Origin of the sequence: Georgenia sunbinii (genome assembly GCF_036421875.1) — a bacterium.
In the GTDB taxonomy this organism is placed as follows: domain Bacteria; phylum Actinomycetota; class Actinomycetes; order Actinomycetales; family Actinomycetaceae; genus Georgenia_B; species Georgenia_B sunbinii.
This window is the reverse complement of the sequence record NZ_JAZGOL010000003.1, coordinates 485286-498017: the sequence shown is the minus strand read 5'-3', so window position 1 is coordinate 498017 and position 12732 is coordinate 485286. Positions and strand designations below refer to the sequence as shown.

Here is a 12732-nt window from a genome sequence, read left to right as displayed (position 1 = left end):
AAGGAGAACGATCATGTCCCAGCATGAATCCCAACCGTCCAGCGCAACCAGCCGCCGAGGAAGCAGGTTCGTCGCTCCGGCGGTCCCGCTGGCCGCCGTCGTCGTCATCGCCCTGGTGGTCGCGCTGCTCGTCGCGTGGAACGGTCGCGACGACGCGGCGGCACCGGAGGATGGCACGACGATGCCCGACGTCGTGGCGCTGGCAGGACACCTTGCCGATCAGGAGGTGGTCTGGGAGGCCTGTGAGTTCTCCGACGACGGACCTCCCGTCCCGGGCGCCGATGTCTCCAACGTCGAGTGCGCGACCATCACGGTCCCGCGGGACTGGCTGAACCCTGACCCGGATCTCACCTGGGACGTGCGGATCTCGCACGCCAAGAACATCGACACCTCGGATCCCGGGTACCACACCACGATCATCGCCCACCCCGGCGGTCCCTACGCGTCCGGGCTGTCCTACGGCACCACGGTCCAGCTGTACACGCCGGAACTGCGTGCGACGACGAACTACGTCAGCTTCGACCAGCGAGGACTCGGGCAGTCGAGCCACGCGTCCTGCGACTATGAGTATGACCCTGCCGGTGGGCCGTCTGCCGCGGCGAGGGCGATCGGGGAGGCCTGCTCGCAGGATCCGGATGTGGCGACGATGACGACCGAGCAGGCCGCCTACGACATGGACTTCATCCGTCACCTCCTCGGCCTGGAGACGGTGACCTACATGGGGTACTCCTACGGCACCTGGCTGGGAACCTGGTACGGCGCGCTCTTCGCCGCGAACATCGAGCGGATGGTCCTCGACTCCGCGACGGACTCGACGCAGGAGTCGATTCAGACCCTGTACAACGCAGCCCACGAGGGCCGTGACCGCCAGTTCCGGCTGCACATGCTGAACTGGATCGCCCGAAACGACGCGACCATTGGGCTCGGGCCGGACCCCGAGGCGATCTGGGAGCGGTACTTCGCCGCGACCGCCGGCCCCGAGACTTCGCTCGCGGCGCAGTACGCCTGGACCGCGGCCAGCGGTTCGCTCGCGTTCTCGACGCCGGCGCTGTACCCGGTCGCCGGAAGCCTCGTCGCCTCCATCGTCGCGGAGGCCGAGGCGTCGAGCGCGCCGGTCGACCCTCTCGAGCTCGCCACGCGGATGGTTGCGGGGACGGACCTGCCCGACGTGCTGCGCAGCGGCGCGGAGCAGTCTCTCGCCCTGCTGGCGGCGCCTCCCCAGACCGTGCCAGGGGAGCCCGTCCGCGAGACGCACGACTATGTCATCGAGTTCACCGCCTGCACTGACGGGCAGTGGACGCAGGGGCAGGAGTTCTGGGACCGGTTCCACGAGCGAACGGCGCAGCTCGCGCCTCTGACGGCGCAGCTCGGGCTCCTCCTCACTCCCACGTGCGCGTTCTGGCCGACGGACTCGACGATGCCGACCCTGGACGAGCGCTTCCCGCAGACCATCGTGCTACAGAGCGAGCTCGACTCGATGACGCCGTTCGAGCAGGGTCGTGCCGCCGGCACCGGGCTGCCGAACACGAGCCTCATCGCCGTCGACAACGAGAGCATCCACGGGGTGTTCCCCTACGGCACGGAGGAGGTGGACCGTCCGGTGATCGACTTCCTCCTCGGTGGCGATAGGCCCTCGGAGACGATCGTCGCGCCGGGCAAGCCGCTGCCCCTGGAGGAGGTCAGCTACGAGTCGTGGACCGGCCTCGACGGGAACGCCGAGCACGAGTCGGACCCGCAGTTCACCGATCCGACCATCCCGGCGGAGACGGCCACGCTCCGGGAACCGGCACAGTGAGCACGCGCGGCCGGCAGGGGTGTCCTGTCAGCCGCGAGACGAGTGGAGGAGAAGCATGAGTGTGCCCGAGCAGATGACAGCGGTGAAGATCGCGAGGCACGGCGGCCCGGAGGTGCTGGAGGTTGTCCGAGTCCCGGTGCCGGTGCCCGACGTGGGCGAGGTGCTGGTCGAGGTCCGCGCGGTGGCGCTGAACAACACCGATCTATGGACCCGGCAGGGCGCCTACGGGGCTCCGGGCGTCCCCGAGGCCTTGGCCGGGTGGCGCGGCCCGGTCGAGTTCCCTCGCATCCAGGGCGCCGACGTCGCAGGTGTCGTCGCAGCGGTCGGTCCGGACCGTGAGTCACGGCTGGTCGGGCGCAGGGTGGTGATCGACCCTGCGATCTACGACGCCGAGGGGCCGGCGGCGAACCCTGTCGGCCTGATGGGCAGCGAGCGGGACGGCGGCCACGCCGAGTACGTCACCGCGCCGGTCCACCACACCCACGACGTCACCGCCTCTCCGCTCTCGGACGCCCAGCTCGCCGCCCTGCCCACTGCCTACGGCACCGCGCTGGGCATGATCGAACGCGGCGCAGTGCGCGCGGCGGAGACCGTCCTGGTGACCGGCGCGTCGGGTGGGGTGGGCCTTGCGCTCGTCCAGCTCGCCCGGGCACGTGGCGCGCGGGTCCTTGCGGTCAGCAGCGGCTCCAAGCACGAGCCCGTGCGTCGGGCGGGAGCCCATGAGGTGATCGACCGCGCGCAGAACGTCGTGGCGCAGGCCCGCGTTGCCTCGGGTGGCGGCGTCGACGTCGTCCTCGACGTCGTGGCCGGAGACCTTGTCGGTGACGGTCTCTCACTGCTGCGCGAGGGAGGCAGATGGGTGGTCGCGGGTGCTCTCGGTGGGCACGCCGTCGCGTTCGACGTGCGCCGGCTCTATCTCCACAACGCCCGGATCATCGGTTCCAGCATGCACACGCCCGCCCACTTCGCCCAGCTGATGGACATCGCGCGCCAAGCCCAGGTCTACCCCGTCATCGCAAGGGCCTACCCGCTCGACGAGGCTGCACAGGCGCAGGAGGAGCTCGGTCGACGCCGTCACGTCGGCAAGATCGTCATGCATCCCTGATCACGTTGGCCCGCACCGCGCTGGCAATCGGCGTCGTCCCCTGAGTGAGCTCGAGGATCCGCCGACGGATCCGGGGCTCGTGGAGTAGCTCGGCCAGTGTGGCGGCCACGTCCTGGCGTGGGATCTCGTCGTGGGGCTGCGCCGCACCGAGCGAGATCGTCCCGGTCCCGTCGCGGTCGACGAGTAGGGACGGCCGCAGGATCAGCCAGTCGAGGTCGCTCATACTGACCGTGACGTCGATCAACTTCTTCACCGCGAAGTAGAACTCCACGTCCTCGCCGAGATCCTGCCCGCGCCCGGCCTCGGGAAGTACCGACACCAGCGCGAAGCGCTCCACACCGGCGAGGTGTGTCGCCTCGAGCGCCTTCACCACGCCGTCGCCGTCGACGGCGGCCGTCACCTCCCTCAAACCGCCGTTGGAACCAGCCGTGTAGACGACGACGTCGGCCCCGGTGAGCATGGGGGCCAGCGAGTCGGCAGTGAGGTCCGCGAGCTGAGCCCCTGAGCCATGACTCCGCGGCCCGAGAGAGCGGTCCGCTGCTCGTCACGACGCACCAGCCCGGCGACGTCGTCGCCCCGGCCGATCAGGTTCCTTGCCAGCAGGCGACCGACGGCCCCGCTGACGCCAATGATGAAGACCTTCATGGGACCAGGCTGGCCGTCACGGCCTGGCCTTCGCATCGGTAGAAGCCACCGATCGTCGGTGGAGCCGCACCGGGCCGGTCAGGGAAGGTGGAGCTTGAGCTCGCGGCGGGAGGTGATGCCGAGCTTGCGGAAGATGCTGCGCAGGTGGGCTTCGATGGTCCGGGGGCTGAGGAACAGCTGCGCGCCGACCTCACGGGAGGTTGCTCCGGTGGCTACCAGCCGGGCGACGTGCAGCTCCTGGGTGGTGAGCGCGTCGGTCGGCTGCGCGCTCCGTGCGCGTGGGTGCTCGCCGGTGGCGCGGAGCTCGCGGGCGGCGCGCGCGGCAAAGGCCTCCGCACCCATGTCCGACAACAGCGCGTGGGCGGTGCGGAGCTGCTCGCGGGCATCCTGACGGCGGCCCTTGCGGCGCAGCCACTCGCCGTAGCCGAGATGGGTACGGGCGAGGTAGACGGCCATCCGGCAGCGTCGCAGCTGCTCGATCGCCTCGCGGTAGTGCTCCTCGGCGTCCGGCCCTGTGCAGGTCAGCGCGCGCGAGTGTGCCCTCAGCCCGAGTGCCCAGGACGTGTTGCAGGCGAGCGCGCGCGAGTCGAACTGCTCCAGGGCGCTCGCCGCGATGTCCGGGTGGCCAGCACGCACGGCCGCCTCGATGAGCTCCGGCAGGGCGATGTTGGTGAGCCCCAGCTCGTCGGTCTCGCAGGCCCGTCTCGCCGCCGTCTGCGCTTGTGCGTAGTTGCCCAGACCGTTGTGCAGCACGGCCATCGCGTACTGGGCCACGGCGACCTCTGTGTCGCCATCGGGATCGGTGGGGCCCGGGAGCATGGCTTCGTTCAGCTGGGCAGCGGCGACATCATCGCCACGCCACGCGGCGAGCGCGGCGAGAGTGTGCCTGAGGGGCGCTGCGCCGGTTGCCTCGGCGATCGCCGTGGACTCGGCGGCCAGCTCCCCGGCGCGAGTGAGCTCCCCGGCCAGGATCAAGACGTTGGCCAAGGAGCTCTGGGCAGCGGGCAGCGTCCCCAAGGCGCCGGTCTCGCGAGCCAGCTGTACGTGACGGCTCGCCAGCACGTGGGCAAGCTCATCATCAAGGATCCCAATGGCGCTGCGAGCGGCCAGCCACAGCCAGCGGTCACTGCGACCCTCGAGCGCCCGGCGGTTGTCCCCCTGGTCGCGGAACGCCTCCAATGCGGATCTGAGTGCTGGCGCCCCTGCCGCGTACCCTGCCGTGAACGTCCTCACGAGGCCGTCCATGAGCAGGTCCGAGGACCGTGGTGGCACGGCGGCGTCGGGAGCCGCCCCGGCGGCTGTGGCAACACGGACCGCATCGTGGCCACCGCTGATGAGCGCAGCGTCGATGGCATCCAGATAGGTGTCGCGAGCCAGCGCAGCATTCAGTGGGGTGAGCGTCCTGGCAGCTTTGAGCAGCAGCCTCGGCACCTCGCTGCCGCGAATGAGGTTGAAAGCGATCTGGGCGCGCAGCAGCTCGACGCGGGCACCTTGCAGGGCGTCCAGCGGCCCGGCCGCAGCGATTGTCAGCAGCTCCAAAGCGGTCTCGGACGCACCTGCCGCGTGCTTGGCGTACGCGGCCTCCAATGCTCGGCTCGCACGGTCAGCAGGGTCCGGGGTCAGCTCGGCTGCTTGCTGGAGGAACGCGGCTGCAGCGGCCAGCCCGCCGCAGGCGCGGGCCCGACTGGCCGAGCGTTCCAGGTCGGTGGCCACGTCCTCGTCGGTACCTTGCACCGCCTGCGCGCGGTGCCAGGCACGGCGGTCCGGGTCGGCCTGTGGGTCGGTGGCCTCGGCAAGCGCGGCGTGGGCGCGCCGACGGTCCGGCGGCATGGCCGCCTGATAGACCGCCGAGCGCACCAGTGGATGACGGAACCGCACCCGCGAGTCGATCTCGAGCAGGCCGGCTGCCTCCGCGGGGGTGGCCGCCTCCGCTGTGATGTCGAGGTGCGCGATCGCGCGCCACAGCAGTTCCGCGTCGCCGGTCGGTTCGGACGCGGCGGCCAGCACGAGCAGCTGCGTCTGCGGGGGCAGGCTGGCTGACCGGCGTCGGAAGCTCTCCTCCAGGCGGCGCGGGACACTCAGCGCATCGGGCAGCTCGAAACCGCCGGCGAACTCCGCCGGCGGTGCACTGCTGGGCAGCTCCAGCAGCGCCAAGGGGTTGCCGCCGGCCTCGGCAAGGACCCTGTCGCGCACTCGCTCGTCCAGCGGCGTACGCACCGCGTCATCCAGCAGCGCACGGGCGTCCGGTTCCCCGAGCCGCTCCAGGCGTAGCCCCGGCAAGCCGGCAAACGGCAGGCGATCACCCTCATCGGAGTCGCGCACCCCAAACACGAGGGCCAGGCTCTCGGCCCCCAGCCGTCGGGCCACGAAGGCCAGGACCTGCGCCGATGCCTCGTCCAGCCACTGCGCGTCGTCGACCAGACACAGCAGTGGCCCCTCCTCGGCGACCTCGGCCAGCAGGTGGAGCGTCGCCAGCCCGACCAGGAACCGGTCCGGCGCGCCACCACCCTGGAGTCCGAACGCCACTCCGAGCGCGGCCTGCTGGGGCTCGGGCAACGTTCCGGTGCGGTCCAGCAGGGGAGCGCACAGCTGGTGGAGGCCCGCGAACGCGAACTGCGTCTCGGACTCGGAGCCGACCGAGGACTCCACGCGGAAGGCTGACGCGAGGGCCGTCTGCCGCGCGTGCTCGAGCAGGGCAGTCTTCCCGATCCCGGCTTCTCCGCGCAGCACAAGGGAGCCGCTGCGCCCGGCCAGGGCCAGGGAGAGGACCTTCTCGACCGCGTCACGCTCTGAGCGCCGGCCCACGAGATCCGCCAGGTTGTGCTCCCATCAACCGGTCCGAGTAGGTAGCCGTCACAGTAGTCGTCCCTGTCGCGACGCGGGACGGCTTCGGGGCACTACCAGGCCTGCGAGGTCACGGGGAGCGCGAGGCGGTGGTGATTTACGTGGCCGTCACCGACGCGAGGGCGCGGCCGTCGCTGCGAGCCTGAGGACGTCGCCACGACCGGCCCCCGGTCCCCGGCGCACCAGGGTGGCTGGACCCGTCCCCGGTGCGGACCGACGCACCGACCACCAGAGAGGCAGGGAGATCTCATGAGCACGGCTCGCGTGCTTGGCGGACGCTACGAGCTCCGCGACGTCCTGGGCCGGGGCGGCATGGCCGTGGTCCACCTGGCCCGTGACATCCGGTGCGAGCGCTGGGTCGCGGTCAAGGTGCTCCGCGACGAGCTGGCCCGTGACCCGCTGGTGAGATCCAGGTTCGGCCGGGAATCGCAGGCACTTGCCGGCCTCGACGACCCGGCCATCGTCGCGGTCCACGACGTCGGGCACGGGCGCGACGACGGCAGCCGGGCGGACGAGGCGAACGTGGCGTTCATCGTCCTGGAGTACGTCCCCGGCCAGTCGCTGCGGGCCCGCCTCCGCGAGGGCGCGCTCACGCTGGAGGAGGCGATCCGGTATCAGCTCGGTGTCCTGTCGGCGCTCGAGTTCAGCCATCGCGCGGGTGTTGTCCATCGCGACATCAAGCCCGCCAACGTCATGGTCACACCCGCCGACGAGATCAAGGTCGTCGACTTCGGGATCGCGCGCGTCGAGAATGACCACGGCGCCACGGCCACCCAGACCCATACGTTCCTCGGAACCGCTCAGTACCTCTCTCCGGAGCAGGTGCGCGGCGAGATCGCCGACGCCCGGAGCGACCTGTACTCCGCGGGCTGCCTGCTCTACGAGCTGCTGACCGGTCGGCCGCCCTTCGCCGGTGACAGCTCGGTTGCCGGCGCCTATCAGCACGTGTACCAGGCCCCGCGAAGAGCCAGCGACTTCCGCGCCGAGGTCACTGCGGCGCTCGACGCGGTGCTGCTCACTGCCCTCGCCAAGGACGCGGGCGACCGGTTCCAGAGCGCTCGATCGTTCAGTGAAGCGCTCCGGGCCGCGTCGACGACCCTGGTCCCGGTCCCCCCGCCCTGGCACCGCGCGGTGCGGTCGACGGCCTCCGCCGCCGTGCGCTCGGGCTGATCTTGTCGACCAGCGCGTGACGAGAAGAAAGCCACCACATGATCCGCCCAGGCGAACGGCTCGCACTGGGCTCACCACAGGGAGGAAGAGATGGGATACATCAACGTCGGGACCGAGAACAGCACGCCGATCGAGCTGTACTACGAGGATCAGGGCGCGGGGCAGCCCATCGTGCTCATCCACGGGTACCCGCTCGACGGCCACAGCTGGGAGCACCAGACACGGGACCTGCTGGCCGGGGGCTACCGCGTCATCACCTACGACCGACGGGGCTTCGGCCGGTCGTCGAAGGTCGGGCTCGGCTACGACTACGACACCTTCGCTGCTGATCTGAACACGGTCCTCGAGGCATTTGACCTGCGTGACGTGGTCCTGGTCGGGTTCTCGATGGGGACCGGCGAGCTTGCCCGCTACGTCGCCCGACATGGCCACGAGCGCGTGGCCGCCCTGGCGTTCCTTGCCTCCCTCGAGCCGTTCCTCGTCGCCCGAGAGGACAACCCCGAAGGCGTGCCGCAGGAGGTGTTCGACGGCATCGCCGCCCAGGCGACGGGTGACCGCTACGCCTGGTACACGCAATTCTTCTCCAACTTCTACAACCTCGACGAGAACCTCGGCTCTCGGATCAGCCAGGAAGCGGTGACCGCAAGCTGGAACGTCGCGGTCGCCAGCGCCCCGGTGGCGTCCTACGCCGTCGTCTCCTCCTGGATCGAGGACTTCCGTACCGACGTCGACGCTGTCCGCAGCAGCGGGATACCGGCTCTGATCCTGCACGGCACCGCAGACAGGATTCTGCCCATCGACGCGACGGCCCGCCGCTTCGCCCAGGCACTGCCGGACGCCCGCTACGTGGAGATCGAGGGCGCACCCCACGGACTGCTCTGGACGCACGCCGACGACGTCAACGGTGCACTGCGCTCCTTCATCGGCTCGCTCCACGGCGAGGACGGCAGCGCCACCTCATGACGCACTCACCGAGACACGCACACAGAGAGGAAGAACAGCAGTGAACAGACTTGAAGGCAAGACGGCAGTTGTTACTGGAGGTGGCACGAACGGGATCGGCCGCGCCGCCGCTGCGCGAATGGTGGACGAGGGGGCGTACGTCTTCATCACGGGCCGACGCGAGAGCGAGCTGAGCGAGGCCGTCGCGGCTATCGGCCGCAACGTGACGGCCGTGCCCGGCGACATCACGAAGCCGGCCCATCTTGATCGCCTGTACGAGGCGGTCGCCGCCCGTGGCCGGGGACTGGACGTCCTGTTCGCGAACGCGGGGATCGCCACCTTCGCGACGATCGACGACCTCACGGAGGCGGACCTCGGTAACGTTTTCGGCGTCAACGTCGTCGGCACCGTCTTGACGGTGCAGAAGGCCATCCCGCTCCTTAATGAGGGTGCATCGGTGATCATCAACGCCTCCACCTCTGCGGACCGGGGCGCTCCGAGCATGGGTGCCTACGCGGCCTCGAAGGCGGCCCTGCGCAGCTTCACGCGCACGTGGGCGAACGAGCTCAAGGACCGAGGCATCCGCGTCAACGCGATCTCGCCGGGTCCGACCGAGACCTCCGGCGTCGTGGAGCTCGTCGGGGCGGAGAACGTGGCCGCATACAACGAGACGCTGGCCGCGAGCCTGCCCATCGGCCGCACGGCGCGTCTCGAGGAGATGGCGGCCGCGGTGGCTTTCCTCGCGTCTTCCGACAGCAGCTTCATGCTGGGCGCGAACGTGCTGGTCGACGGCGGGGTGAACCAGATCTGAGCCGCGGCGTTCGACGACAAGGAGGGTGCCGCTTCCGGTGGTCTGCGCCTGGGAGCGGCACCCTCGCTCAGCCGGCCACCCGGCCGGCTGGGCCGGAGGCCGGCGCCAGCAGGAGCTGCGGCTCGGCGAACCCGGCGGCGGCGAACGCCGCTGTCACGGCCCCAGCCACCGCCGGCGCGCTCCCGGTGGGGATGAGCGCGATGGCCGACCCGCCGAAGCCGCCACCGGTCATCCGGGCGCCCCGCGCGCCGGCAGCCACTGCCGTGTCGACCGAGAGGTCGAGCTCCGGGCAGGAGATCTCGTAGTCGTCGCGCATCGAGCGGTGCGAGGCCGCCATCAGCTCGCCGAGCCGGTCGACCGCCAGCCGGGCCGGCGGCCCCTCCCGCAGGACGGCGGCGAGCTCGGCCACCCGTGAGATCTCGGTGACGACGTGCCGCACCCGCCGCCGCTCGACCGGGTCCTCGAGGGCGGCGAGCGCGCCGTCGAGGTCGCTGACCTCCCGCAGCGACGCGACGCCGAGCCGGCGGGCGGCCGCCTCGCAGCTGGCCCGCCGTGCCGCGTACTGCCCGTCGACGAGCTGGTGCGGCGCCCTGGTGTCGATGACGAGCAGCTCCAGACCGGCGTCGGCCAGCGGGAACGGCACCTGCTCCGTGGCGCCGTCACGGCAGTCGAGCAGGAGGGCGTGGTCCGCGCGGCACCGCAGCGCCGCGGCCTGGTCCATCCCGCCGGTCGGGGCGCCGGCGATCTCGTTCTCGGCCCGGACGCAGGCGGCCGCGAGGCGCGCCCGGCCCGCGTCGTCGGCGCCGAGTCCCAGGCCCCACAGCTCGTCCAGCGCGATGACGACGGCGCACTCGAGCGCCGCCGACGAGGACAGCCCGGCGCCGAACGGCACGCAGCTGTCGACCGCGATGTCGAAGCCCAGGGCGCCCGCGCCGTCGGCCAGCCCCTCGGCCACCAGCGCCCAGGCGACGCCGAGGACGTACGCCGGCCAGCCGTCCACCGCGCCCGCCGACCCGGCCGGCCCGACGGCGTCGAGGTCGACCGTTCGCCGGCCCGGCTCCTGCGCCGAGACCAGCCGCACGAGCCGGTCGGGACGCGGCCGGACCGCCACGAAGGTCCGGTGCGGCAGCGCCGTGGGCAGGCACAGCCCCGCGTTGTAGTCAGTGTGCTCGCCGATGACGTTCACCCGGCCGGGCGCCGCCCAGACACCCGCCTCGACGCCGCCGAAGCTGGCCGCGAACAGCGCACGCACCCGGCGTGCCCCCTCGGCAGCCGACCATGCCGGCAGCAGGGTGGTCACGCGAGGACCTCACGCAGCCGGTCGGCGATCTGCTCCGGGGTGGTGTCGGAGATCCATGCCCCCATCCCCGACTCCGAGCCGGCGAGGTACTTGAGCCTGCCCGGCGCGCGCAACGTGGAGAACAGCTGGAGGTGCAGGCGCAGGTCGCTGCGGCCCTCGTGCACCGGCGCCTGGTGCCAGGCGGAGATGTAGGGCAGCTGGATGGCGCGCTGCTCCCCGCTGCCGTCGCTCTCGTGGAAGAACTGGTCGCCGGCGCGCAGCAGCCGCAGGTAGATCTCGGCGAGGTCGGCCCGCTCGACGTGGGTCAGCGCCGGCAGGTCGGGCACGTCACGTCGTGGCGCCAGGTGGATCTCCACCGGCCAGCGAGCCGCCGCGGGGACGTACGCGGCCCAGTGCTCGGACTCCGCGACCACCCGTCGCCCGGCGCGCAGCTCGCCCTCGAGGACGTCGCGCAGCAGGTTGCGCCCGGTGAGCAGCCGGTGCTCACGGGCCCGGCGCAGCATCGTGCTCGTCCGTGGCGTGATGTAGGGGTAGGCGTAGATCTGGCCGTGCGGGTGGTGGAGCGTGACTCCGATCTCCCGGCCGCGGTTCTCGAAGCAGAAGACCTGCTCGATGCCCGGGACCGCGCTGAGCGCGCTCGTGCGGTCGGCCCACGCCTCGATGATCGTGCGCATCCGCCGCTCGTCGACCGTGGCCAGCGAGGCGCCGGGGTCGGGGGAGAAGCAGATGACCTCGCACCGGCCGGCCGCCGCCCGGACCGGCCACAGCGGCTCGCCGTCGAGGAGGTTGACGCCGTCGTCCTGGCCCGGCGCCTGGACGAGCGAGGGGAACCGGTTCTCGAAGACGACGACGTCGTAGTCGTCGGCGGGGATGTCGCCGTCGGAGTAGGCCGCCCCGGCCCCCCGGCGCGCGCCGGGGCCAACGGGTTGGCGTCCGCGGCGGGCAGGTGGGTGCGGTTCATCCGGTGGCTGGCCATCGGCACCCACTCGCCGGTGAGGACGTCGAAGCGCATCTGCGGCCCGGTGAACGGCACGAGCGTGCCGTCTGGGCCCGGCGCCGGCGCGAAGCGGTCGGGCAGCCGGCGGGGATCGTCCAGCCGCCGGGTCCTGGCACCCGAAACGTACGGCTCGGAGTCATCGAAGTAGATGATCTCGCGGCCGTCCGCCAGCCGGCCGGTGGTCTTGCGGACCGAGGGGGTGGGCGTCTCAGCTGCCATCGGTGGCGATCTCCAGCGCGAAGTCGTGGGCGACCGCGGCGTCGAAGGTGGCGTCGTCGGGCTCGGCGTCGGTGACGAGCGCGGTGAGCTCGCTGATCCGGCAGAACGTGCGCAGCCCGCGCACCCCCCACTTGCTGGCGTCAAGCACGGCGACGGCGCTGCGGCCGCTGGCGAGCAGCGCCTCGTTGGTCGCTGCCTCGTGCAGGTTGGGGGTCATGAGTCCGAGCTCGGGGTCGAAGCCGTGGGCGCCGAGGAACACCCACTCCACGCGAACCGCTCGCAGGTAGTCGACCGTCGCCGGGCCGACGAGCGCGTCGGACGGGGTGCGCTCACCGCCGGTGAGGATGATCGTCGGCGCCGGCCGCGACGCCTCGCGGGCCTGCAGCACCGCCCGGTGCAGCTCGTCCGCCGCGGGCAGCGAGTTGGTGATGACGGTGAGGGTAGCGAAGTGGGGGAGCGCGCTCAGCGCCCTGGCCACCGCGAGCGTCGTCGTGCCGGCGGAGAGCGCGACGGCGTCGCCCTCCTGGACACGGGCGGCGGCCACAGCGCCGATCCGGGCCTTCTCGTCCTGGTGCTGGGTGGCCTTCTGGGCGAAGCTCGGCTCTTGCGCCGAGCGGCTGGGCATCACCGCCCCGCCGTGCACCCGCGCGACCAGGCCACGCCGGACGAGGGTGGAGATGTCGCGCCGGATCGTCATCTCCGAGACGCCGAGCTGCTCGACCATCTCGGCGACCCGCACCCCGCCGAACTGGCTGACCGCGCTGAGGATGTGCTGCTGGCGCTGGCGGGCGAGCATCGGTGCCGGCTCCGTCGCCGAGGTGTCGTGGACCATGACCACATGATGCCAGACGAAAGCGCAAAAGCGAACACGAACGACCATCGAGCGGCGGCTGATGAGCGCCGT

At 71.6% G+C, this 12732-nt stretch carries 9 protein-coding genes and 1 pseudogene; 5 read left to right on the top strand and 5 right to left on the bottom strand.

Annotated features, from left to right (window positions below; all coding sequences use genetic code 11):
• Positions 1 to 13: 13 nt before the first annotated feature.
• Together V2J52_RS10145 and V2J52_RS10140 are read left to right on the top strand one after the other, a co-directional pair.
• Positions 14 to 1795: an alpha/beta fold hydrolase gene (locus V2J52_RS10145; protein WP_331227564.1), complete on the top strand. Its 1782-nt coding sequence runs from the start codon at positions 14 to 16 to the stop codon at positions 1793 to 1795.
• Between the two features lie 55 nt (positions 1796 to 1850).
• Positions 1851 to 2900 (top strand): zinc-binding dehydrogenase, encoded by a 1050-nt coding sequence (locus V2J52_RS10140; protein ID WP_331227563.1) that lies wholly within the window; start codon positions 1851 to 1853, stop codon positions 2898 to 2900.
• On the opposite strand, the gene V2J52_RS10135 is transcribed toward V2J52_RS10140, so the two are convergent.
• A complete protein-coding gene (locus V2J52_RS10135; protein WP_491062081.1) occupies positions 2887 to 3360 on the bottom strand; it encodes an NAD(P)H-binding protein in 474 nt (157 codons plus the stop codon). The genes V2J52_RS10140 and V2J52_RS10135 overlap by 14 nt on opposite strands.
• 263 nt (positions 3361 to 3623) lie before the next feature.
• Positions 3624 to 6350: an ATP-binding protein gene (locus V2J52_RS10130; protein WP_331227562.1), complete on the bottom strand. Its 2727-nt coding sequence runs from the start codon at positions 6348 to 6350 to the stop codon at positions 3624 to 3626.
• A gap of 288 nt (positions 6351 to 6638) precedes the next feature.
• Here V2J52_RS10130 and V2J52_RS10125 point away from each other — a divergent pair, with 288 nt between their 5' ends.
• The 3 genes from V2J52_RS10125 (at position 6639) to V2J52_RS10115 (ending at position 9312) form a co-directional block, all read left to right on the top strand.
• Complete coding sequence (locus tag V2J52_RS10125; protein ID WP_331227561.1) at positions 6639 to 7559, top strand: protein kinase domain-containing protein; 921 nt, start codon at positions 6639 to 6641, stop codon at positions 7557 to 7559.
• A 90-nt stretch (positions 7560 to 7649) separates the two neighbouring features.
• Positions 7650 to 8522: an alpha/beta fold hydrolase gene (locus V2J52_RS10120; RefSeq protein WP_331227560.1), complete on the top strand. Its 873-nt coding sequence runs from the start codon at positions 7650 to 7652 to the stop codon at positions 8520 to 8522.
• Between the two features lie 40 nt (positions 8523 to 8562).
• Positions 8563 to 9312 (top strand): SDR family NAD(P)-dependent oxidoreductase, encoded by a 750-nt coding sequence (locus V2J52_RS10115; RefSeq protein ID WP_331227559.1) that lies wholly within the window; start codon positions 8563 to 8565, stop codon positions 9310 to 9312.
• Positions 9313 to 9379: 67 nt separating this feature from the next.
• Here the strand turns inward: V2J52_RS10115 and galK are convergent, their stop codons facing one another.
• The 3 genes and pseudogenes from galK to V2J52_RS10100 form a co-directional block, all read right to left on the bottom strand.
• The gene (galK, locus tag V2J52_RS10110; RefSeq protein WP_331227558.1) at positions 9380 to 10612 is read right to left on the bottom strand and encodes a galactokinase; all 1233 of its coding nucleotides are present in this window, start codon (positions 10610 to 10612) and stop codon (positions 9380 to 9382) included.
• Positions 10609 to 11828, bottom strand: a pseudogene (galT, locus tag V2J52_RS10105) (galactose-1-phosphate uridylyltransferase). Before galT ends, galK begins: the two are co-directional and overlap by 4 nt.
• Positions 11818 to 12660, bottom strand: coding sequence for a DeoR/GlpR family DNA-binding transcription regulator (locus V2J52_RS10100; protein WP_331227556.1), 843 nt, complete (start codon positions 12658 to 12660; stop codon positions 11818 to 11820). Before V2J52_RS10100 ends, galT begins: the two are co-directional and overlap by 11 nt.
• Positions 12661 to 12732 lie beyond the last annotated feature (72 nt).

Coding starts and splice junctions, on each gene's coding strand:
- V2J52_RS10145 (WP_331227564.1), top strand. CDS start 14: ATGTCCCAGCATGAATCCCAACCGTCCAGCGCAACCAGCCGCCGAGGA.
- V2J52_RS10135 (WP_491062081.1), bottom strand. CDS start 3,360: ATGCTCACCGGGGCCGACGTCGTCGTCTACACGGCTGGTTCCAACGGC.
- V2J52_RS10125 (WP_331227561.1), top strand. CDS start 6,639: ATGAGCACGGCTCGCGTGCTTGGCGGACGCTACGAGCTCCGCGACGTC.
- V2J52_RS10100 (WP_331227556.1), bottom strand. CDS start 12,660: ATGGTCCACGACACCTCGGCGACGGAGCCGGCACCGATGCTCGCCCGC.
- V2J52_RS10120 (WP_331227560.1), top strand. CDS start 7,650: ATGGGATACATCAACGTCGGGACCGAGAACAGCACGCCGATCGAGCTG.
- V2J52_RS10140 (WP_331227563.1), top strand. CDS start 1,851: ATGAGTGTGCCCGAGCAGATGACAGCGGTGAAGATCGCGAGGCACGGC.